The sequence below is a fragment of the Kribbella turkmenica genome, from assembly GCF_004348725.1.
Classification (GTDB): domain Bacteria; phylum Actinomycetota; class Actinomycetes; order Propionibacteriales; family Kribbellaceae; genus Kribbella; species Kribbella turkmenica.
The window spans coordinates 24,574-45,898 of the sequence record NZ_SMKR01000024.1 but is presented as its reverse complement, the minus strand read 5'-3'; the positions used below and the strand labels follow the sequence as shown (position 1 = coordinate 45,898).

The 21,325-nt window shown below is 70.6% G+C and carries 25 protein-coding genes; 7 read left to right on the top strand and 18 right to left on the bottom strand.

Annotated elements, in window-relative coordinates; all coding sequences use genetic code 11:
- Positions 1 to 31 precede the first annotated feature (31 nt).
- The 4 genes from E1218_RS08065 to E1218_RS08050 are packed head-to-tail and all read left to right on the top strand — an operon-like array spanning position 32 to position 2,781.
- Positions 32 to 859, top strand: a complete 828-nt coding sequence (locus tag E1218_RS08065) for an SGNH/GDSL hydrolase family protein (protein WP_132317862.1) — start codon at positions 32 to 34, stop codon at positions 857 to 859.
- 10 nt (positions 860 to 869) lie between these two features.
- The gene (gene rph / locus E1218_RS08060; protein ID WP_132317860.1) at positions 870 to 1,586 is read left to right on the top strand and encodes a ribonuclease PH; all 717 of its coding nucleotides are present in this window, start codon (positions 870 to 872) and stop codon (positions 1,584 to 1,586) included.
- A complete protein-coding gene (gene rdgB / locus E1218_RS08055; RefSeq protein ID WP_132317858.1) occupies positions 1,583 to 2,188 on the top strand; it encodes an RdgB/HAM1 family non-canonical purine NTP pyrophosphatase in 606 nt (201 codons plus the stop codon). The genes rph and rdgB overlap by 4 nt, the downstream gene beginning before the upstream one ends.
- Before the next feature lie 5 nt (positions 2,189 to 2,193).
- A complete protein-coding gene (locus tag E1218_RS08050; protein ID WP_132317856.1) occupies positions 2,194 to 2,781 on the top strand; it encodes a hypothetical protein in 588 nt (195 codons plus the stop codon).
- Between the two features lie 126 nt (positions 2,782 to 2,907).
- Here the strand turns inward: E1218_RS08050 and E1218_RS08040 are convergent, their stop codons facing one another.
- The 4 genes from E1218_RS08040 to murI are packed head-to-tail and all read right to left on the bottom strand — an operon-like array spanning position 2,908 to position 5,495.
- Positions 2,908 to 3,711, bottom strand: coding sequence for an alpha/beta fold hydrolase (locus E1218_RS08040; protein ID WP_165949172.1), 804 nt, complete (start codon positions 3,709 to 3,711; stop codon positions 2,908 to 2,910).
- A gap of 10 nt (positions 3,712 to 3,721) precedes the next feature.
- Positions 3,722 to 4,468 (bottom strand): MBL fold metallo-hydrolase, encoded by a 747-nt coding sequence (locus tag E1218_RS08035; protein ID WP_132317852.1) that lies wholly within the window; start codon positions 4,466 to 4,468, stop codon positions 3,722 to 3,724.
- 10 nt (positions 4,469 to 4,478) lie between these two features.
- Positions 4,479 to 4,673: a hypothetical protein gene (locus E1218_RS08030; RefSeq protein WP_132317850.1), complete on the bottom strand. Its 195-nt coding sequence runs from the start codon at positions 4,671 to 4,673 to the stop codon at positions 4,479 to 4,481.
- 18 nt (positions 4,674 to 4,691) lie between these two features.
- Positions 4,692 to 5,495, bottom strand: coding sequence for a glutamate racemase (murI, locus tag E1218_RS08025; RefSeq protein ID WP_132317848.1), 804 nt, complete (start codon positions 5,493 to 5,495; stop codon positions 4,692 to 4,694).
- A gap of 215 nt (positions 5,496 to 5,710) precedes the next feature.
- Between murI and E1218_RS08020 the strand changes: the two genes are divergently transcribed.
- Positions 5,711 to 6,070, top strand: a complete 360-nt coding sequence (locus tag E1218_RS08020) for a zinc finger-like domain-containing protein (RefSeq protein WP_132317846.1) — start codon at positions 5,711 to 5,713, stop codon at positions 6,068 to 6,070.
- Positions 6,071 to 6,220: 150 nt separating this feature from the next.
- Here E1218_RS08020 and E1218_RS08015 read toward each other — a convergent pair whose 3' ends face one another.
- From E1218_RS08015 to clpS, 11 genes are all read right to left on the bottom strand, one after another.
- On the bottom strand, positions 6,221 to 6,880 hold the full coding sequence (locus E1218_RS08015) for a response regulator (protein ID WP_202865836.1): 660 nt from the start codon (positions 6,878 to 6,880) through the stop codon (positions 6,221 to 6,223).
- Complete coding sequence (locus E1218_RS08010; protein ID WP_165949171.1) at positions 6,877 to 7,680, bottom strand: sensor histidine kinase; 804 nt, start codon at positions 7,678 to 7,680, stop codon at positions 6,877 to 6,879. The genes E1218_RS08015 and E1218_RS08010 overlap by 4 nt, the downstream gene beginning before the upstream one ends.
- Entirely contained in the window at positions 7,670 to 8,866 is a 1,197-nt protein-coding gene (locus E1218_RS35935) for a hypothetical protein (RefSeq protein ID WP_165949170.1), read from the bottom strand. Before E1218_RS35935 ends, E1218_RS08010 begins: the two co-directional genes overlap by 11 nt.
- A gap of 36 nt (positions 8,867 to 8,902) precedes the next feature.
- Positions 8,903 to 9,586, bottom strand: a complete 684-nt coding sequence (locus tag E1218_RS08005) for a hypothetical protein (protein WP_132317842.1) — start codon at positions 9,584 to 9,586, stop codon at positions 8,903 to 8,905.
- A 91-nt stretch (positions 9,587 to 9,677) separates the two neighbouring features.
- Positions 9,678 to 10,625, bottom strand: a complete 948-nt coding sequence (locus E1218_RS08000) for a PLP-dependent cysteine synthase family protein (protein ID WP_132317840.1) — start codon at positions 10,623 to 10,625, stop codon at positions 9,678 to 9,680.
- Positions 10,626 to 10,627: 2 nt separating this feature from the next.
- Positions 10,628 to 10,906, bottom strand: coding sequence for a MoaD family protein (locus E1218_RS07995; protein ID WP_132317838.1), 279 nt, complete (start codon positions 10,904 to 10,906; stop codon positions 10,628 to 10,630).
- Positions 10,907 to 10,909: 3 nt separating this feature from the next.
- A complete protein-coding gene (locus tag E1218_RS07990; RefSeq protein WP_132317836.1) occupies positions 10,910 to 11,365 on the bottom strand; it encodes a Mov34/MPN/PAD-1 family protein in 456 nt (151 codons plus the stop codon).
- A gap of 72 nt (positions 11,366 to 11,437) precedes the next feature.
- Positions 11,438 to 12,415: an aldo/keto reductase gene (locus tag E1218_RS07985; RefSeq protein WP_132317834.1), complete on the bottom strand. Its 978-nt coding sequence runs from the start codon at positions 12,413 to 12,415 to the stop codon at positions 11,438 to 11,440.
- A gap of 10 nt (positions 12,416 to 12,425) precedes the next feature.
- Entirely contained in the window at positions 12,426 to 15,515 is a 3,090-nt protein-coding gene (gene ileS / locus E1218_RS07980) for an isoleucine--tRNA ligase (protein ID WP_132317832.1), read from the bottom strand.
- A 198-nt stretch (positions 15,516 to 15,713) separates the two neighbouring features.
- Positions 15,714 to 16,265 (bottom strand): DUF2017 domain-containing protein, encoded by a 552-nt coding sequence (locus E1218_RS07975; RefSeq protein WP_132317830.1) that lies wholly within the window; start codon positions 16,263 to 16,265, stop codon positions 15,714 to 15,716.
- Entirely contained in the window at positions 16,262 to 16,549 is a 288-nt protein-coding gene (clpS, locus tag E1218_RS07970; RefSeq protein WP_132211019.1) for an ATP-dependent Clp protease adapter ClpS, read from the bottom strand. Before clpS ends, E1218_RS07975 begins: the two co-directional genes overlap by 4 nt.
- Before the next feature lie 106 nt (positions 16,550 to 16,655).
- Between clpS and E1218_RS07965 the strand changes: the two genes are divergently transcribed.
- Positions 16,656 to 17,945 (top strand): nicotinate phosphoribosyltransferase, encoded by a 1,290-nt coding sequence (locus E1218_RS07965; protein ID WP_233712087.1) that lies wholly within the window; start codon positions 16,656 to 16,658, stop codon positions 17,943 to 17,945.
- Complete coding sequence (locus tag E1218_RS07960) at positions 17,942 to 18,436, top strand: MarR family winged helix-turn-helix transcriptional regulator (protein ID WP_132317828.1); 495 nt, start codon at positions 17,942 to 17,944, stop codon at positions 18,434 to 18,436. Before E1218_RS07965 ends, E1218_RS07960 begins: the two co-directional genes overlap by 4 nt.
- On the opposite strand, the gene E1218_RS07955 is transcribed toward E1218_RS07960, so the two are convergent.
- From E1218_RS07955 to E1218_RS07945, 3 genes are all read right to left on the bottom strand, one after another.
- Positions 18,433 to 19,668: a D-arabinono-1,4-lactone oxidase gene (locus E1218_RS07955; RefSeq protein ID WP_132317826.1), complete on the bottom strand. Its 1,236-nt coding sequence runs from the start codon at positions 19,666 to 19,668 to the stop codon at positions 18,433 to 18,435. The two genes, E1218_RS07960 and E1218_RS07955, sit on opposite strands and share 4 nt — an antisense overlap.
- Positions 19,669 to 19,834: 166 nt before the next feature.
- Positions 19,835 to 20,599 carry a sulfite exporter TauE/SafE family protein gene (locus tag E1218_RS07950; RefSeq protein ID WP_132317824.1) on the bottom strand — a complete coding sequence of 255 codons (765 nt, stop codon included), beginning with the start codon at positions 20,597 to 20,599 and terminating at the stop codon, positions 19,835 to 19,837.
- On the bottom strand, positions 20,596 to 21,297 hold the full coding sequence (locus E1218_RS07945) for a FadR/GntR family transcriptional regulator (protein ID WP_132317822.1): 702 nt from the start codon (positions 21,295 to 21,297) through the stop codon (positions 20,596 to 20,598). Before E1218_RS07945 ends, E1218_RS07950 begins: the two co-directional genes overlap by 4 nt.
- Between the last annotated feature and the right edge of the window lie 28 nt (positions 21,298 to 21,325).

Sequence of the window (21,325 nt, the reverse complement as noted above, 5' to 3'; positions counted from 1 at the left end):
GGCTCGACCGGTGACGCCACCATGACGGAATGTGAGCCTCCACTATGTGGCACTGGGGGACTCGACCACCGTGGGTGTCGGGGACCCGTTGAACGGCAGCAGTACGACCGACCTTTCCGGTGCCGGCGCGCGCCCGGGCGAAGGGTGGCGAGGCTGGGCCTCGCTGCTCGCCGACGCCCTGGCCAGCTCCCACCGTGTGACGTTCGCCAACTTCGCGACCAGCGGCGCCACCGCGCCGATGGTCGCGACCGAGCAACTGCCCGAGACCGGCAGCGGCCCGGTCGACCTCGCCTCGCTGATCGTCGGGGTCAACGACACGCTGCGGTCCTCCTTCGACGCCGGCCGGATCCGCGACTGCCTGCACCACTGCGCCGAGCAACTGACCGCACGCGGCGCCCTGCTGCTCACCGTCCGGTTCCACGACCACGGGCAGGTGTTCGGGCTGCCGGCCTGGCTGCGCCGCCCGCTGTGGCAGCGGATCGAGCAGGTCAACCTCGTGTACGACGACCTGCACGCCAGGTACGGCGGGATCCGGCTGGACATGGCCGACTACCCCGAGGTGTACCGCCGGGACTTCTGGAGCATCGACCGGCTGCATCCCGGTGAGCGCGGTCACCGGCGGCTGGCCCGTGGGTTCGCCGACGAGCTGGCCCGGCGCGGGCTGCGGATCGACGTACCGCCCGAGCTGGACTGTGCGTCCAGGCCGCCGAGCAAGTGGGCGGACGCCGTCTGGCTCGTCCGGGAGGGCGTTCCGTGGCTCGGGCGGCGGGCCGGGGACCTGACGCCGTGGGCCGCGCGGATGGCCGTCAACCAGTTCCGTGCCCCGGTGCGTTCGGAGGTCCGGCGCCTGGAGGCATAGGGTCTGAGGCATGGCACGTATCGATGGACGTACTCCGGATCAGCTGCGGCCCGTGGCCCTGACCCGGAAGTGGCTCGACCATGCGGAGGGCTCGGTGCTCGTCGAGTTCGGCCGGACCCGGGTGCTGTGCGCGGCGAGCGTGACCGAGGGCGTGCCGCGGTGGCGGAAGGGTTCCGGGCTCGGCTGGGTCAGCGCGGAGTACGCGATGCTGCCGCGGTCGACGAACACCCGCTCGGACCGCGAGTCGGTGAAGGGCCGGATCGGCGGCCGGACGCACGAGATCTCCCGGCTGATCGGGCGTTCGCTGCGGGCCGTGATCGACTACAAGGCGCTCGGCGAGAACACGATCCTGCTCGACTGCGACGTCCTGCAGGCCGACGGCGGCACCCGGACGGCCGCGATCACCGGCGCGTACGTCGCCCTCGCCGACGCGGTGTCGTACCTGCGCGACCGCAAGCTGCTGAAGAGCGAGCCGCTGACCGGCTCGGTGGCCGCGGTCTCGGTCGGCATCATCGACGGCGCCCCGATGCTCGACCTCTGCTACGAGGAGGACGTCCGGGCGGAGACGGACATGAACCTGGTGATGACCGGCGACGGCAGGTTCATCGAGGTGCAGGGCACGGCCGAGGGCGCGCCGTTCGACCGCAACGAGCTCGACAGCCTGCTGGAGATCGGTACGGCGGGTTGCGCCGAGCTGACCAAGCTGCAGCAGGAGGCGCTCGCGTGAGTCGTGTTCTGCTCGCCTCGAACAACCAGAAGAAGCTCGAGGAGCTGCGCCGGATCCTGACCCCGATCGTGCCCGGGATCGAGGTGCTCGGGCTGGGCGACGTACCGCCGTACGACGAGCCGGCCGAGACCGAGCCGACGTTCGAGGGCAACGCGCTGCTGAAGGCGCACGCGGCGATGGCGGCCACCGGGCTGCCGTCGATCGCGGACGACAGCGGGATCTGCGTGGACGCGCTGAACGGGATGCCGGGTGTGCTGTCGGCGCGCTGGGCCGGGCCGGCCAAGGACAACCACGCGAACAACCTCCTGCTGCTCGGGCAGTTGGCGGACGTCCCGGACGAGCGCCGCGGCGCGTCGTTCGTGGCCGCGGTCGCGTTCGTCCGGCCGCACGCGGAGGACGAGATCGTGATCGGCGAGATGCGCGGCTCGGTGATCCGCGAGCTCCGCGGCACCGGCGGTTTCGGGTACGACGTCCTGTTCGCCGCAGAGGGGTACGACCGGACCACGGCCGAGCTGTCGGTCGAGGAGAAGGACGCGATCAGCCACCGGGGCAAGGCGCTCCGTGCGCTCGCCCCGATCGTCGCGAAAGCACTCGGAGGGTAGGGCTCATGTTGTTCGCCGGATCGGATCGCGACGGCGTCGCGGACGGCAGGATCACCACGGCGTACCGGCGCTGGGCCGAGCCGCGCGTGGTCGAGGGGCGGATCTACCGCACGAACGCCGGCCGGATCGAGATCGACAGTGTCCGCGAGATCAACCCGGACCTGATCGCGGACAACGACGCCGACGTCGCCGCCGCGGACCGCCGCAACGCCAAGGACGTCCGCCGCCGCCTCCGCGGCAACGAGGACTGGCCGACGTTCCTGATCAAGTTCCACCTGGTCGAGGGCCCGGACCCGCGCGATCAGCTCGCCGCCCAGTCCACCCTGACAGCCGAGGACCTGGCCGAGCTCCGGACCCGCCTGGCCCGCTTCGACGACGGCAGACAAGGGCCCTGGACCACGGACACCCTCCGCCTGATCCGGTCCAAGCCGGCCACCCGGGCCGCCGACCTGGCCGCCGAGCTCGGCCGCGAGACCGCCGGCTTCAAGCTGGACGTCCGCAAGCTGAAGAACCTCGGTCTCACCCACAGCCTCGAGACCGGCTACGAGCTGAGCCCCCGCGGCGCGGCGTACTTAGAGGCCATCGGCAACTAGTCGTCGCCGCGGTCGAGGTTGAGCGTGGCCGGCAGGTCCTCGTCGAGCTCGAACCAGACCCGGTGGCAGGAGTCCAAGTACGTCACCGTCGACGGCAGCGCCGGCGTCGTTCGACCCTGACGAGGGTCAGGACGTCACGATGTCCCGCAGCAGCTTCCGCACGGCCTCCGGCTGCTCGAGCCACGGCGAGTGCCCGGCGTCCGGAATCACCTGGAACGTGTGGTGCGGGGTGTGCGCGGCCAGCTCCCGCACGGCGGAGGCCGGACGCGGATCGCCGGCGCCGTGGATGTAGGTCACCCGCATCGGCAACGCGGCAGCGAGGCCGGAAACGTAGCCGGGCGGCCAGGACGTGATCTCCGTGCCGAGGGCCCGGTTCGCGGCGAAGTTGATCGGCAGGTCGACCGACGCGCTCTCCCGCGCCCAGGTCATCGCCATCGACCGGTCGGCGTGGTCGGTGAACCAGGACAGGACGCGGAACTCGACCTCCTCGTCGGCGGTGCGATCCGCCACCTCCAGCGCGGCCAGGCGTTCCCGTTGCGCCGGCGTCGTCCGGCGGAGGTGCTCGTCGTGGTACGGCGTCCGCCAGTCGCCGATGCCGACCCCGTCGAGGTAGACCACGCCGGCGACGTGGTCCGGGTAGGAGGCCGCGTAGAACAGCGCGAGCGTCGCGCCGAAGGAGTGACCGAGCACGATGATCCGCTCGTGGCCCCAGTACACGCGAAGCTCGTCGATGTCCTGCGCCAGCCGGCGCATGGACAGTGCGTCCGACGGTCCCGAGCGACCGCATCCCCGCTGGTCGAACCGATGCACGACGGTCAGGTCGTCGAGCATCTGCGCGAGAGCGGCGTGGTCGTCCCACAACCCCGGACCGCCGTGCAGGATGACGACCGGTACGGCGGAGGTCGCCGTGCCGGTCGTTGCGGTCCACAACCGAACGCCGTCAGATGTCGAAAACGGCATGCGGGGTGGCGAGCTCGACCGGACCGGGATACGTCTTGCGTGCGTTCTCGGCCTGGGTCTCGCGGTCGTACCAGGGCGGCACGTGGGTGATCACCAGCCGTTTGACGGCGGCCTTCTCGGCCTGTTCGCCGGCGTCGGCCGGTGTGAGGTGCAGGTCCGTCGGGTTCTTCGGGTCGTTGTCCGGCAGCGCTGCCTCGGACAGCAGCAGGTCGGCGCCGCGGGCGAGCTCGACCAGCGCATCGTTCGGCCCGGTGTCGCCGGTGTAGACCAGCGATTTGTTGCCGTGCTCAACCCGGATCGCGTACGCCGGCACCGGGTGCACCATCTCAGCGGTCCGGACGGTGAACGGTCCGATCTGCTGAACGCTCTGCCAGGCGTGGAACTCCAGCTCCTCCTCCATCCCGGGGTCAAGCGGCAGGTCGTACGCCAGCGCCATCCGGTACGCCGCCCCGGGCGGGCCGTAGACCGGGATCCGCGGGATCGGCGCACCCGGTGCGTACTTGGCCGAGACGTACAGGCCGCACAGGTCCATGCAGTGGTCAGGATGCAGGTGGGACAGGCCGATCGCACCGATCTCCGGAATGGCGAGATGCCGCTGGAGCGAGCCGAGGGCGCCACTGCCGAGGTCGAGGACCAGGTTGAACCCCTCGGCGGTGACCAGATAGCTCGAGGCGGCCGAGTCCGGCCCGGGGACGGACCCGGAGCAGCCGAGCACGGTGAGCTTCATGACTTGAACATTACCGGCGGGTTGCCGCCTTCGCAGAGAAGCCGGTGGCGCCCACGATGCCGGCGCACAGCAGATCCGGTTGCCTGGCGGCGATTTCACGCACGTCGGCGGCCGATCCGGTGCCATGGACAACATCCGGTGCGAGACCCGTCACACCCGCGACGAACGGGTCCGCGGTCAAGGCGCTGTCCAGGGCGCTGTCCACAGCGAGGCGCTCGAAGATTCAACGGATCCAGGCGAACTGGTCGACGCCGGACAGTACCGGACCGAGGAAGCGGGAGCCGATGGCGGCGAACTCGGCGGGGCTGCCGGTGGTGACGAACCGGTGCCGCGGCTCGGGCAGGTGATCCGGCCGGAGCAGGCCGGTCTTGGTCAGCACGCCGTACACGTCCTTGGCGCACTCCTCGGCGCTGCTGACGAGGGTGACGTTGTCGCCCATCACGTACGAGATGACGCCGGTCAGCAACGGGTAGTGCGTGCAGCCGAGGATGAGGGTGTCGACACCGGCCTCGACCAGGGGGTCGAGGTACTCGTGCGCGGCCTCCAGAAGCTCGGGACCGGACGTCACGCCGGACTCCACGAAGTCGACGAACCTCGGGCACGCCCGGGTGAACAGCTCGACCTGCGGCGCGGCGGCGAAGCCGTCCTCATAGGCCAGCGACGCCGCGGTGGCGCGCGTGCAGATCACGCCGACGCGCTGGTTCCGGGTGGCGGCGACCGCGCGGCGGGCGGCCGGAAGGATCACCTCGACCACCGGTACGTCGTACCGCTCGCGGGCGTCCCGGAGCATCGCGGCACTGGCCGAGTTGCAGGCGATCACGAGCATCTTGACGCCGGCCTCGACCAGGTGGTCGAGACACTCCAGCGCGTACTCGCGAACCTCGGCGATCGGCTTCGGCCCGTACGGCTGGCGGGCGGTGTCACCCAGGTAGAGGATCGGCTCGTGCGGCAACTGGTCGAGCACCGCGCGGGCGACCGTGAGTCCCCCGAAGCCTGAGTCGAAGATCCCCACCGGTGCGTCTGCCACGCCGGAAAGCTTAGCCGGGGCGGCGGAACGCCGGTGCTGGCACCTGTGGACGGGCCCGGGATCGGGCAGTGCTCAGGTCAGCCCCGCCTGAGGTTCACCACCGACACGCCGGACTTATCCACATCTTTACCCTGCGGAATTGCCTTTTCGGGTGATGCGCGCCACTCTGGAGCGATGTTTGCTCGACCGCCCCTCGTGAAGCCATGAGCTGTGGCATGAACATGGCGCACCACATCGCGGTGGTGCTGGGCACCACCGCCGCACCGAATCCGCAACCGGAGAACGCCACGGCCGCAGGGCAGGCCACCGGTCAGGCTGCGGACACGAACAGCACGATGGCGGACATCGCGGCGACCCTCGGGCCGACCGGGACGATGCTCGTGCTGGCCATGGCGGCGTTCGCTTTCTACGTCGTCTCGCTGTCGCTGCACCCGAACGCCAAGTGCCACCGGTGCAAGGGCGCCGGACGGCATCGCGGCGCGCTGTTCAGCTACGCCCAACGCCCCTGCACCAGCTGCAAGGGCCGCGGCGTCCACCCCCGGATCGGACGCAGGATCCTCTTCAAACAACCGTAGGCGGCAATGACGTAACCACCATCAGGTGCCTGTGGCAACGATCAGGCACGCGCGCCGGGCCGGGCACTCCGCCAGCCCCACCCGGTGACTCCTCACCCCGACGGCTCGCCCCGCCGGGCCCGGCACGACGACGGCATGTCGCCGCTCGGTTCAGTGCTGCGCAGTGTCACCCAGACCTGCGGAACGAGCCCGCAGTACGGCGTCGGCGCGGTCGGCGGCCTGGATCTTGGTCAGCACGTTGGACACGTAGTTGCGGACCGTCTTGGGGCGCAGCCCGAGCCGCTGCCCGATCGCAACGTTGCCGAGTCCGTTCGCGACCAGCGACAGGATCTCGTGCTCACGCTCGGGCAACTCCGGGAAGACCGGTGCCCGTGGCCCCGGCGGCTGATCCGCCAGCGCGATCAACCGCGCCGCGACGGCTCCGGAGAACACCACCTCGCCGGCCGCGACCGCCCGGATCGCCGCCACGATGCGCTCCGGCTCGGCGTCCTTCAGCAGGTAGCCGCGGGCCCCGGCCCGGACCGCCCCGAACACCGACTCGTCGTCCACCATCGTCAGCACCAGCGGCGCCACCCGCGGCGCGCTGACACCGAGCCGCCGGATCACCTCGACACCGCCCATCCCGGGCAGGTTGAGGTCGACGACGACCACATCCGGCGCGAGCCGTTCCACCAACTCGACCGCTTCCGGCCCAGACCCGGCCTCACCGACGACGGCCAGGTCCGGTTCCAACTCGATCCGGGTCCGCAACCCGAGCCGGAACATCGGGTGGTCCTCGACCAGCACCACGTCGACCGGTTCGGCGTTCACAGCGGGATCCTCCCGCACACCCGGGTCCCGGCCGGGCCGGACTCGACCTCGAGCCCGCCACCCAACGCCTCGGCCCGTTCCCGCACCGACACCAGCCCCACTCCCTCCGCGGCACCGTCGTCGAAGCCGTGGCCATCGTCGGCTACTCGGACCTCGATCCCGTCGTCCGTCACCGCCACGTCAACGGTCGCGGACCTCGCCGCGGTATGCCGGACGACGTTGGCCAGCGACTCCGAGACGATCCGCAGTACGGCGACCTCGACCGCGGCAGGCATCGGCTCGACCGGCAACTGGTGTCGCAGCCGAACGTCCAGCCCAGCGGTCCGGAACCTCTCGACTTCCGAGTCCAGCGCAGGCCCGAGCCCGGCATCCAGCGCAGCCGGCTGGAGGTCCCGGCTGATGCGCCGGACCTCGGTGATCGCGGCGCGCGCCTGCCCTTCCAGATGGGCGAGCAGATCCTCGGGTCGCGCACCACGCTCAGCCGCGAGCCGCAGCGAGTCCACCGTCAGCAACTGTCCGGCGAGCAATGGTCCGACTCCGTCGTGGAGGTCGCGGCGTAACCGCCTCCGCTCGTCCTCGCGCGCAGTCGTGGCGAACGCCCGAGCCGTCCGCAACTCGCCGGCCTCACGCTGCGCCCGGAGCACGAGTACGACGAACGGCAGCACCTCGCGCAGAGCCCGCCGATCCCGGCGCGACAGCCGAGGCCCCTCTGTCGATGCGACGAGCAGTGCGCCAAGCGTCGTACCGGCACCGTCGACCACGCTCTCGCGGTGTGCCTCGGCCGGCGGATCACCGTGCACCCACAGAGGTCTCGCCGTCGGCGTCGAGGACCTTGACGTACGGCAGGACGAGGGCGGCCGCGATGGTCTCGGCGAGGTTGGCCGGGCGACCGTCGCTGCCGGCGATGCCGTGGGCGAGCAGCGCCGCGATTCCACCCGGGCGACCGCCGGGCCCCAACAGCCGGTCGAGGAACCAGCCACCCGCCCGGGCCAGGAGCAGGCCGCCGGCCAACGCCAGCGCCGCGACCACCGCAGCGCCCACCACCGATGCGGACGCCCGTGCCATCGACAGGCTCGCGAGGGCGACGAGACCGACGTACGCCGCGAGCAGCAGGATGACCGCACCGGCGTAGAGGACGGTACGGCGTAGCACGAGGCTCACGTCGTACAAGCGATAGCGCAGCAGAGCGAAGCAGATGCCGAGGATCATCGCGACGAACGCGAGGTATGCCGTGGTGACCAGGCCCAGCTGCCAGTGCTCGACCAGGTCCACGATCGAGAGCACGTTGGCCACCACGACGTTGCCGGCCAGCAGAACGAAGCCGAGTACGAACCACTTCGCCTGCTGCCGGGCCGTCCAGTCCGACACTCGCACGTAGCGGTGGATCTGGATGCCGGCTAGCAGGATCACCGACAGCAAGTCGTACAGCCCTTGCGGCGCGGAGTCCGGCTGGACGTAGTCGAGCTGGTTGCCGACAACCAGACCCGCACCGATCAACCCGACGACCGGCCAGGCCCAGCGGAACCACCGAGGATGCCAGCGGCCGTCCGGGAACAGTCCCATCAGCAGCGGCATCGTCAGCTGGATCGACGCGATCAGGACGGTCCGCAGTACGACGGCAGCGCCGCCTTGCTCGGCCAAGGCGTCAGCGAAGGGACCGACGAACACACCACCGAGCTGTATGGCGGTCACCATTGCCACCAGGGATGGGCGGCGCCATACGAGCACAACGCTCACACCCAACGCCAGCAACAGAAGGGCCCAGCTGACGACCGTGATCACGGCGGCGTAGGCGCTCACGGACAGGCGGAGGGCGGCCAGCACTTCCAAGGACGGAGCCGTGGGCCGCTCGAACGGGAGGCAGATACCGCGGTCACAGGGCTCGAGGATCCGGCGATGCACCCCGGGCGTGCCGAGGACCGCCGTCGTGAGCGCCACCAAGGTGACGCCCACGGCGACGGCCCGGGCCCACCGGATCTGCGCCAACGCGAACTCCCCCTCGCGGTCCGCCTCGGCAGCCGGTCAGCCTGCCGTGACGGAACGTGCGGTCCTGACCATCACGATGCCGACAATCGCTGCCAACAGCAACGGCACGACCGGCGGAGCGCCGAACGCGACGGCGGTCACCACCGTCAGTACGGCGAGCGCCGCGACCACCACTCCAGTACGACGAGCCACGCCGGCCCGGCGCAGCAACACCAGCATTCCGAGCAGAGCGAGCGAACCAGCCACCGTGCTGAGCGTGATAGCCCGGTTGTACACCGCGTCGTAAGCGCCGAACCAGCCGTCCGGGTTGTCGGTGCCGAGGGCGTAGTCGAGGGCGAAGACGGCAAGCCAGCACAGCGGCATCACGGCGCCGGCGAAAACGCTCGCGCGGCCGAGGACTCCGTACGTCGCAAGGCGGACGCCCGCGATGTAGATACCGAGCGTGAGCATGACCAGAACGAGCAGCAGGACGCCCTGCCAGATCTGGTTGTATTCGTGGTTGATCGGCGCGACCGCCTCGGCCGGCAGGTCGTTCAGCGAAACGCCGCGTTGCTCGGCGGCCGCGCTCAGTGCGGCGTCGTACCCGTTGGTGGTCGCGATCATCGTGGCGACGAAGACGACGAAGCCGATGAACGAACCGATCAGCAGCCGGCCGGCCCGGCTGAGCTGCCGGCCGTCGGTGATGGTCAGCGCCGGTGAACCGGTGCTCGTGGTGGACATGGTCCCCTCCCAAAGTCGAAACGGAATGTCTCGACCTTGGGCGTCCCGGCGTCCCACCCACCAGGGACGAAGCGTCCCGAGGGGTTGGGAATCAGGCCCAGAGTTGGCCTTCGAGGCGGTCCTCGGCCTCGTCGATGGTGCCTTCGTAGGCCCCGGTCGACAGGTACTTCCAGCCGCCGTCGGCGACCACGAAGGCGATGTCCGCGGACTCGCCGTCCCGGACGCACTTGGCGGCCTGGCCGAGCGCCGCGTGCAGGATCGCGCCGGTCGAGATGCCGGCGAAGATCCCCTCGTTGTCGAGCAGTTCGCGGACCCGCCGGACGGCGTCCCGCGGTCCGACCGAGAACCGCGCGTCGATCAGCGTCTCGTCGTACAGCTCGGGGACGAAGCCCTCGTCGAGGTTGCGCAGGCCGTAGACGAGCTCGCCGTACCGCGGCTCGGCGGCGACGATGCGGACCTCCGGCTTGTGCTCCCGGAAGAACCGGCCGGCGCCCATCAGCGTGCCGGTGGTGCCGAGGCCGGCCACGAAGTGCGTCACCGACGGCAGGTCGGCGAGGATCTCGCGGGCGGTGCCGTCGTAGTGCGCGGCCGCGTTCGAGGGGTTGCCGTACTGGTAGAGCATCACCCAGTCGGGGTGCTCCTCGGCGACCTGCTTGGCCACCCGGACCGCCTCGTTCGAGCCGCCCGCGGCCGGGGAGGAGATGATCTCGACACCCCACATCCGCAGGATCTGCCGGCGCTCCTCGGAGGTGTTCTCCGGCATCACGCAGACCATCCGGTAGCCGCGCAGCTTGGCCGCCATCGCCAGCGAGATGCCGGTGTTGCCGGACGTCGGCTCCAGGATCGTGTTGCCCGGCCGGAGCCGGCCGTCCTTCTCCGCGTCCAGCAGCATCCGCAGCGCCGCCCGGTCCTTGATCGAACCGGTCGGGTTGTGGTCCTCCAGCTTGGCCCACAGCCGGACGTCGGCCGAGGGTGACAGCGTGGGCAGCCCGACCAGCGGCGTACCCCCGACCGAGTCGAGCAGGCTGTCGAAGCGCATGCTCAGCCGCCGGCCACCGCGGGCAGCACGACGATCACGTCGCCGTCCTTGACCTCGGTCTTCAGGCCGCCGGTGAAGCGGACGTCCTCGTCGTTCACGTACACGTTCACGAACCGGCGCAGCTCCTCCGGCTGACCCTCGACGATGCGCTCCTTCAGGCCCGGGTGGGCGCCGTTCACGTTGTCGATGAGTTCGGCCAGCGTGGCACCGTCGCCGTTCACGGCCTTCTCACCACCGGTGTAGGTGCGCAGAATCGTCGGCACGCGCAACTCGATCGCCATATCTCAGTTCTCTCCTTCGGTTTCTGTATAGGAACCAACCACGCGCACTTCTTCTTCCACGACCTCGCCGTCGATGATCCGGTACGACCGGAACTCGACCGGACCGTCGTACGCCGGGGAGTCCGCGCCGTCGCGGGTCGACACCAGCACGTAGTGCGCGCCGGGCTCCTGCGCGAGGTTGATGTCCGTCCGCGACGGGTACGCCTCGGTCGCGGTGTGTGAGTGGTAGATCACCACCGGTTCCTCGTCGCGCTCGTCCATCTCCTTGTACAGCCGGAGCAGATCGCCGGAGTCGAACTCGTAGAACGTCGGCGACATCGCCGCGTTGAGCATCGGGACGAACCGCACCGCCCGGTCGGAGCCCACCGGCCCCGCGACCACGCCGCACGCCTCGTCCGGGTGGTCCCGGCGGGCGTGCGCGACGATCGCGTCGTGCGTCGCCCTCTCGATGATCAGCACGACTCCACGGTACGGGGACCGCCGGACGCGTCCTGCCAACCCGGCAGTCGGTCCAGCATGCGGACAGTGGGGCTACCAGCGGTCGTGGAGGTGCGGGCGGATCAGGGCGTCGTACGTCTCCCGGACGGCGGCGAGCTGGTCGGCGCCGAGCGGGGAGAGCTGGGCGGCGGCGAGGTTGCCGGCCACCTGGGCCGGATTCCGGGCGCCGGGGATGACGACCGTCACACCGGGCTGGTCGATGATCCAGCGGAGCGCGAACTGGGCCATCGTCGCGCCGGCCGGCAGCCAGGGCATCAGCCGGCGGACGGCCTCCAGGCCGGTGGTGAAGTCGACACCGGAGAAGGTCTCGCCGACGTCGAAGGCCTCGCCGTGGCGGTTGTAGGTGCGGTGGTCGTCGGCGTCGAAGACGGTGTTCTCGTCGTACTTGCCGGACAGCAGGCCGCTGGCGAGCGGGACCCGGGCGATGATGCCGATGCCCGCCTCGCGGGCCGCGGGCAGCACCTCGTCGAGCGGCTTCAGCCGGAACGCGTTCAGGATGATCTGCACGGAGGCGACGTTCGGCCGGGCGATCGCGGTGAGCGCCTCCGCGCAGGTCTCCACGCTCACGCCGTACGACGCGATCCTGCCCTCGGCCACCATCGCGTCGAGCGCGTCGAACACCGCGCCGGTCGAGTACACCGGGGTCGGCGGACAGTGCAGCTGGACCAGGTCGATGGTGTCGACCCCGAGGTTCTGCCGGGATCGGTCGTTCCAGGCGCGGAAGTTGGCCGGTGAGTAGTTCTCCGGGACCTGATCAGCCCGGCGGCCCATCTTGGTGGCCACGGTCAGACCGTCGTACTCCGCCAGCACCTGACCGATCAGGCGCTCGCTGCGCCCGTCGCCGTACACGTCGGCGGTGTCGATGAAGGTGACGCCGCCCTCGACCGCGGTCCGCAGCACGGCGAGTGCGTCGCTCTCGTCCACCGAGCCCCAGTCGGCGCCCAGCTGCCACGCTCCGAGTCCGACCACGCCCACATCCCGGCCGGTCCGGCCCAGCCTCCGTGTCTCCATGAGGGCAACCCTAAGCAAGCACCTCGACGTGCAGCTCGGCGCCCTCGGCGACCGTGAGTTCGTCGGCGAGGGTCTCCGCCATGATCAGCCGCCGGTGTGTCTCCACGGCCGCGACCACCTGCGCCTCCGCGGTCAGCGACAACCGGATCCGGTCGCTGACCTCGAGCCCGGCCTCCCGGCGCGCCTGCTGGATCGCCCGGATCACGTCGCGGGCGACACCTTCGGCTGCCAGCTCCGGTGTGACCGTCGTGTCGAGGACGACGAAGCCGCCGCCGGCGAGCAGTCCGCTCGCCGAGCCACCCTCGGCCAGGGTGGTGTCCAGGCTGTACTCACCGTCCTGCAACTCGATGCCCCCGGCAACCACCAGGCCGTCCGGCGACACCGACCAGTCCCCGCTCTTCGACGCCGTGATCACCTGCTGGACGTCCGGTCCCAGCCGGGGACCCGCCGCCCGGGCGTTGACCGTCAACCGCTGCGAGACCGGCGCGTCGACCGCGTCCGGCGAGGTCAGCACGACCTGGCGCACGTTCACCTCCGCGGCGATCAACGGCACCAGCGACTCCAGGTCCGTGGCGGTTGCCACGGTCAGCGAGGGCAGCGGCTGCCGGGCGCGGATCCCGGCCGCCTTCCGGATCGACGACGCGACCGAGCAGACCTCGCGCGCCCGCTCCATCCGGGCGACCAGCTCGGGGTCGTCGGGCAGGTCGCCGGCGACCGGCCAGTCGGTCAGGTGCACGGAGCGCTCACCGGTCAGCCCGCGCCAGATCTCCTCGCCGACGAGCGGCAGCAGCGGGGCCGCGGTCCGGCACAGCACCTCGAGCCCGGTGTAGAGCGTGTCGACCGCGTCCTGCGACCCGGCTCCGAAACGGTCCCGGGAGCGGCGGATGTACCAGTTGGTGAGGATGTCCACGTACCCGGCGATCGCGTCGCAGGCCGCGGCGATGTCGTAGCGGTCGAGGTGCTCCTGGACGTCGGTGACGAAGATCCGCAGCCGGGCCAGCAGGTATCGGTCCAGCAGGTCCGGCGAATCGGTCGACCACGATCCCGTGGCGCCGGCGGCGTTCGCGTACAGGGCGAAGAAGTACCAGGCGTTCCACAGCGGGATCAGCGTCTGCCGGACGCCGTCGCGGATGCCGTCCCCGGTGACGATCAGGTTGCCGCCGCGCAGGATCGGGCTCGACATCAGGAACCAGCGCATCGCGTCCGCGCCGTCGCGGTCGAAAACCTCCGACACGTCCGGGTAGTTGCGCAGCGACTTGCTCATCTTCTGGCCGTCGCTGCCGAGCACGATGCCGTGGCTCAGGCAGGACGAGAACGCCGGCCGGTCGAACAGCGCGGTCGCCAGGATGTGCATGGTGTAGAACCAGCCGCGGGTCTGGCCGATGTACTCGACGATGAAGTCGCCCGGGAAGTGATGCTCGAACCAGGTCGTGTTCTCGAACGGGTAGTGCACCTGCGCGAAACTCATCGAGCCCGAGTCGAACCACACGTCCAGGACGTCGGGCACCCGGCGCATCGTCGACTTCCCGGTCGGGTCGTCCGGATTCGGCCGGGTCAGCTGGTCGGCGTACGGGCGGTGCAGGTCCGGGACCGGCACCCCGAAGTCCCGTTCGAGCTCCTCGATCGAGCCGTACACGTCGATCCGCGGGTACGCCGGGTCGTCCGACCGCCACACCGGGATCGGCGAACCCCAGAACCGGTTCCGGCTGATCGACCAGTCCCGCGCGTTCGAGAGCCACTTGCCGAACTGGCCGTGCTTGACGTGCTCGGGGACCCAGGTGATCTGCTCGTTCAGCTCGACCATCCGGTCCCGGATCCGGGTCACCTCGACGAACCAGCTCGACACCGCCTTGTAGATCAGCGGGTTCCGGCACCGCCAGCAGTGCGGGTAGCTGTGCACATAGCTGTCCTCGCGCACCAGCGCCCCGGCCGACCGCAGGTCGCGGATGATCGGCCGGTTCGCCTCGAACACGTGCATCCCCTGGTACGGCGGCACGACGCCGGTGAACCGGGCGCCGTCGTCCACGGTCAGCACGGTCGGGATCCCGGCCGCCTCACAGGCCAGCTGGTCCTCCTCGCCGTACGCGGGAGCCAGGTGGACGACGCCCGTACCGTCGTCGGTGGTGACGTGCTCGGCCGCGATCACCTGGAACGCGTTCGTGGTGCCGGCCAGGAAGTCGAACAGCGGGGTGTAGTGCAGGCCGACGAGGTCGGCACCCTTCAGCCGGCGGAGCACCTCGTCTCCGAGGCCGGCGAAGTCTCCGTGCGCACCGGCGTACGCCGCCAGCCGCGCCTCGGCCAGGATCACCGGACGGCCCTCGGCGTCGTTCACGACCACGTAGTCGAGGTCCGGGCCGACCGCCATCGCCAGGTTGCTCGGCAGGGTCCACGGCGTGGTCGTCCACGCGAGCAGGCGTTCGCCGGTCTCCAGCTCGACCGCGACCGTGATCGACGGGTCCTGGCGTGGCTGGTAGACGTCGTCGTCCATCCGCAGTTCGTGGTTCGACAGCGGGGTCTCGTCGTTCCAGCAGTACGGCAGGACGCGCAGGCCCTCGTACACCAGGCCCTTGTCGTAGAGCGTCCTGAACGCCCAGATCACCGACTCCATGTAGTCGCGGTTGAGCGTCTTGTAGTCGTTGTCGAAGTCGACCCAGCGGGCCTGCCGGGTGACGTAGCTGCGCCACTCGCCGGTGTACTTCAACACCGAGGCGCGGCAGGCGTCGTTGAACTTCTCGATCCCGAGCTCGAGGATCTCGGCCTTCGTCTTCAGCCCGAGCACCCGCTGCGCCTCCAGCTCGGCCGGCAGCCCGTGCGTGTCCCACCCGAACCGCCGCTCGACCCGCCGCCCCCGCATCGTCTGGTACCGCGGCACGACGTCCTTCACGTACCCGGTCAACAGATGCCCGTAGTGCGGCAACCCGTTCGCGAACGGCGGCCCGTCGTAGAAGACGAACTCGTTCGCCCCCTCCTCCCCCGCGGCCCGCCGCTCCACCGACGCCTGGAACGTCCCGTCCGTCTCCCAGTACTCCAACACCCGACGTTCGACCGTGGGAAAGTCCGGACTGGCAGTCAGCCGGGCACCGCTTCTCGGGTAGCTCACTCACCGCATCGTAGGCGAGGGCCCGCGCCGACGCGTCCCCCATGTGCGGATCGCTCGCCGCCGTCTGACGGGGGCTCGGACACCACTTGGTGCCTTCGAACACGTTATTGCCTGTCCGAGCTCCCCGTTTGCTGGTCAAGGCCCCGGCGCCGCTACGCACCTGGCGCGCGCCGGGCTCTGGGCACCTGCCGCACCCGCTCAGCGCATGTTGTGGAGGAGGGCGGACTGCAGGTAGCCGAGCCAGTCGTACAGGTCGTAGGTGAGGCGCCGGGGGTCGTCGTCCGGGAGTTTCTCCCAGGTGGCGTAGTCGTCCTCTTCCTTGATGTCCAGCCGGGTCCCGATCGCCAGGCGGAGGTCGTTGAGCGCCCGCAGCCAGGACAGCTGCTCGTCCGGCTCCAGCGCGATCTCGTCGGCGCCGGAGTCCTCGAGGGCGGACAGCACCCGCTTGGCGTCCCCGATCTTCCCGTCGCGCAGCCCGCGCTCGGTGAACCGCCGGAACTCGGCGGACGCCATGTCGTCCTCCTTGTACGCGTCCGGCAGCAGCCGCTGCAGAACGACGTCCTCCGGCGGCGACGTCGGTCCGTCGCTGTCGAGCAGCGCGGCCAACGGGTCCGACGACTCGGTGGCGCGCGGCGGCATCCCGTCGTACAGCAGCTCGACCAGGTTGCGGAGCAGATTCGCCAGGATGTCGGCCTCGTGTTCGGCGAAACTGACGACCACGGTCTTGCGGCGCTTGCGGAACCGCGTCACGACTTCTCGCAGGTGGCCCACAGGCCGTAGGAGTGCATCGCCTCGACGTCGCGTTCCATCGCCTCGCGGTTCCCGTTCGACACCGCGGACTTGCCGTCGGTGTGCACCTGCATCATCAGTTTCTCGGCCTTCTGCTTGGAGTAGCCGAAGTAGGTCTGGAAGACGAAGGTGACGTAGTCCATCAGGTTGACCGGATCGTTCCAGACGATCGTCACCCACGGTGGGCTCAGCTCGATCGCCTCGTCGACCTCGGGGCTCTCGAGTTCGCTTGGTGCGGTGCTCACCGGTCCATTCTCTCCATCATCGGTTCCTGGTTCGCAATAGGCTGCCCTTGTGACCCACGCAGTGACGGACTCCACCGCGCTCCTGACCGACCACTACGAGCTGACCATGCTGCAGGCCAGTCTGGCCGACGGCACGGCGCACCGCCGATCGGTCTTCGAGCTGTTCGCCCGGCGGTTGCCGGACGGCCGCCGGTACGGCGTGGTGGCCGGCGTGAACCGGCTGCTCGACGCGCTGGAGCGGTTCCGCTTCGACGAGCAGACGATCGCCTTCCTGGCCGATCGGGGTGTCGTCGACCAGGCTACCCGGGACTGGCTGGCGGCGTACCGGTTCAGTGGCGACATCTCCGGGTATGCCGACGGCGAGATCTTCTTCCCCGGCTCACCGGTACTGGTGGTCGAGTCCAGCTTCGCCGAGGCCGTCCTGTTGGAAACCGTTTTCCTATCGATCCTGAACCATGACTCCGCGGTCGCCTCGGCCGCCTCCCGGATGACCTGGTGGGCCGGCGGCCGGCCATGCATCGAGATGGGCTCGCGGCGCACCCATGAGGAGGCCGCGGTCGCCTCCGCGCTGGCGGCGTACATCGGCGGGTTCACCGCCACCTCCAACCTGGCCGCCGCCCGCCGGTTCGGCATCCCGAGCACCGGTACGGCGGCGCACTCGTTCACCCTGCTGCACGACCGGGAGCGGGACGCGTTCACCTCCCAGGTGGATGCCCTGGGCAAGGGAACGACGCTGCTGGTCGACACCTACGACGTGGCCGAGGCGATCCGCACCGCGATCGACATCACCGGGCCCGAGCTGGGCGCGGTCCGGCTGGACTCCGGCGACCTGCCGTCGCTGGCCGGCCAGGTCCGCGAGCAGCTGGACGCGCTCGGCGCGACCAGGACCCGGATCATCGTCACCAGCGACCTGGACGAGTTCCAGATCGCCGCGCTGGCCCCGGCGCCGGTCGACGGGTACGGCGTGGGCACCTCACTGGTCACCGGGAGCGGCTACCCGACCTGCGGGTTCGTCTACAAGCTGGTCGCCCGCGAGGACGCGGACGGGACGCTGGAGCCGGTCGCGAAGAAGAGTGTGGACAAGATCTCCATCGGCGGCCGCAAGTGGGCGCTGCGCCGGCGGTCGGCCACCGGCGTCGCCGAGGTCGAGTTGATCGGCGTGGGTGAGCAGCCGGTGGACGACGGCGACGACCGCGAGCTGCTGAAGCCGCTGGTCGAGGGCGGCGAGATCGTCGGCCACAGTACGCCGGACGAGGCGCGGGCCCACCACCTCAAGGTCCGTGACGAGCTCCCACGCTACGCCAGCCAGCTGAGCCGCGGCGAGCCCGCGATCCCGACCGAGTACATCGGCGACTACGACGCGCGGAACCCGTTCATGCCGCGGAGCCACACGTGAGCACCGAGCAGGCCGAGGACCGGCCGCGGACCGCGGCCGAGTGGCCGCCGGAGGCACCCGCGAGTGGGGCGGACGTGCTGATCGCGCTGCGGTTCGCCGACCGGGCGGCCCGGAAGGCGGTCAGCGAGGAACTGGCCGGGACCGGCCTGCACACCGGCCAGGAGCTGGTGCTCGCCAAGCTCCTGCACCACGGCTCGCTGCCGGTCGCCCAGCTCGCGAAGGTCCTGGACGTCGAGGTGCCGACGGCGACGAAGACCACCCAGCGGATGGAGACCGCGGGTCTGGTCCGCCGGGTGAAGAACTCCGCCGACGCCCGCCAGGTCAGCATCGAGCTCACCGACCGCGGTGTCGAGCTCGCGCACACCGTCCAGGAGGTCTACGACCGCGCGGGTCGCCGCGCCCTCGCTCAGCTGAGTCCCGAAGACCGCCGCGTCCTGCGCAACCTGCTCTGGACCATCACCACGACCCTGGAGCCGATCTCATCGCACTAGGCACGACCCAGGTACGTGTCCAGGTAGGGGTTGCGGAACTTGCCGTCCGGGTCGTACTTCGCGGCCAGGTCGACGAACTCGGGCACCTTCGGGTAGCACGACCGCAGGTACGCCGCGTCGGCGGCGAACACCTTGCCCCAGTGCGGCCGGGCCCCGAGCGGGTTGAGCCGGTCCTCGAGGGCCGCGACCACCGGACGTACGGCGGCCTCGTCCTGGATCCAGGTGAAGTGCAGGGCCACGGTGTCGCGCCCCTGGCTCGGGCTCAGCCAGAGCTCGTCGGCGGCGATCGTCCTGACCTCGGACACCTGGATCGCCGGCGCCAACTGGTTGCCCAGGGCCCGCAGTACCTCGAACGCCTCGGCCGCCTTCGCCCGCGGCACGAAGTACTCCGACTGCAGCTCGTCGCCGTTGCTCGGGGTGAACTCCAGCCGGAAGTGCGGCAGCCGCTCGTTCCACGGACCCGGTACGCCGCCCTGCTGGGTCGCGTAGTCGGCCGGCATCGACTTGATCGGGTGCCGGGCTCCGTCGGCGACGCGGGCGCCGAGCCACTCGTTCTCGATCGGCGCGCCGGCGCGCTGCTTGCGCCACACCATCACGTCCGGGTCGACCCAGTCGGTGAACGCGCTGACGCTGTACGCGCTCCCCATCACCTCGGCGAAGTCGCTGCCGAGCCGGTCCACCGGCAGTCCGTCGTACACCACCTGGCTGATCTCGTACGACGGCTGGACGTCGAGCGTCAGGCTGACGGTCACGCCGAGCGCGCCCAGCGAGATGACCGAGCCGGCGAAGTCGGGGTGGTCGCGGGTCACCGTGACCAGGTCGCCCTCGGCGTCGACGAACGTGATCGCGTTGACCGCGTCGGCGAGCGGGCCGTTGGTGTCGCCGGAGCCGTGGGTGCCGGTCGAGCATGCCCCGGCCACGGAGATGTGCGGCAGCGAGCCGAGGTTGTGCAACGCGAGTCCGCGGGCCTGCAGCGCCGCGGTGATCTCGCCGTACCGGAGACCGGCCGAGACCGTCACCCCGCCGTCGCCGACGTCGATCACCTTCGGCAGGCCGGCGACGCTGACGAGCGTCCCGGTGCTGTCGGCGATCCGGTTGAACGAGTGCCCGGTGCCGAGCACGCGGACCTTCTCACTGCGGCCGACGAGCTCCTGCAGCTCCGGCACCGACGACGGGCGTTCGAGCGGACCCGCGAAGCTGATGTTCCCGGCCCAGTTGGTCAATCCGGCCATCGTTCCGCCCCTTCTCCCGGCACTTCCGCCCCCGACTCTGACACATCGCCCGCTCCCGGGCAGCCGGGTCTTACCCCTTGGAGACCACCGTAAATTTCGAGCACCCCGGCGCCCGGCCCATGAGGGTGACGAAGGCAACCAATCCCGGCCGGAACCTCCGGTGCCTCTAGCGGAGCATCAGCACCGCGGCGACGACGCCGGCGATCACGATCAGGACGCGCAGCAGGGCGGCCGGGAGGCGGCGGCCGATGTGGGAGCCGACGTACCCGCCGACGACCGAGCCGATCGCGAGCAGCCCGGCCGCGGTCAGGTCGAGGTCGGCGACCAGGACGAAGATGAAGCCGGCGACCAGGTTCGCGGCGAGCAGGGCGAGGGTCTTGAGCGCGTTGACGATCCGCAGGTCGAGATCGAGCCCGAAACCGAGGACCGCCATCATCATCACTCCCGCGCCGGCGCCGAAGTAGCCGCCGTACACCCCGGTCAGCGCCGCGAAGAACGTGGTCGCCGGGGTCATCGTGGTCCGCTCGCCCTGCGGGTGCTCGTGCCGCGACCTCAGCCACCTGGTGATCCACGGCTGGACGCCGACGATCAGGCAGGTGAACAGGATCAGCCAGGGTGCCAGCGAGGCGAAGACGCCCGGCGGCAGCGCGAGCAGCAGCGCGGCACCACCGATCGCCCCGATCGCGCAGGTCAGGATCACGGCGACCGTGGTCGGGCGGCGTACCTCGCGCAACTCGCGGCGGTAGCCGAACGACCCGCTCATCGCGGCCGGCAGGAGGCCGAGCGTGTTCGACGCGTTCGCGACCACGGGCGGGATGCCGAGCGCGATCAGGACCGGGAAGCTGAGCAGCGACGCCACCCCGACCGTCGACGTCAGGATGCCGGCGCCGAGCCCGGCAGCGATGACGGCGACATGTTCCGGCCCGGTCACGGCTGCTCGCGGAGCAGCGCGACGTCCGAGACGAGCATGACGTGCTCGTGCATGGCCGCCGCGGCCGCGGCCGGGTCGCCGGCGGCGATCGCGTCGGCCACCCTCCGGTGCCCGGCCAGCGACTCCCGCGGCCGCCCGGGCTGCGACAACGACTCCAGCCGGGTCTCCCGGATCAGGTCGTGGATCGCTGCCATCATCTGTGTGAGCAACTCCGACCGGGCGGCCGCGGTGATCGCGCCGTGGAACTGCTCGTCCGCGTCCACGCCGCGTCCGCCGGCCTCGATGTCGCGTTCCATCTCCTCGAGCGCCGCCCGGATCGCGGCCAGGTCGGCGTCGGTACGGCGGATCGCGGCGAGCGCGGCCAGTTTCGACTCCAGCGCGTCGCGGGCCTCGATGATCTCCGGGAGCCGGTCGGCGTGCGCCCGGATCGCCTCGATCACCGCACCGGTCCGGGCCCGCTCGGTCAGCACCGTCCCGTCGCCGTGCCGAACCACGACCACTCCGATCACCTCGAGCGCGACCAGCGCCTGGCTGAGCGTCGCCCGGCTCACCCCGAGCCGCTGTGCCAGCTCCCGCTCGGGCGGCAGCCGGTCGCCGGGCAGGAGGCCGTTCTCCGCGATCCAGGTGGAGATCTGGTCCGCGACCTGCTCGTAGAGGCGTGACCGCAGTACTGGACGGGGGAACCGTGGCGAGTCCATGCGACCCAGCTTATTGACAACTGGCTCA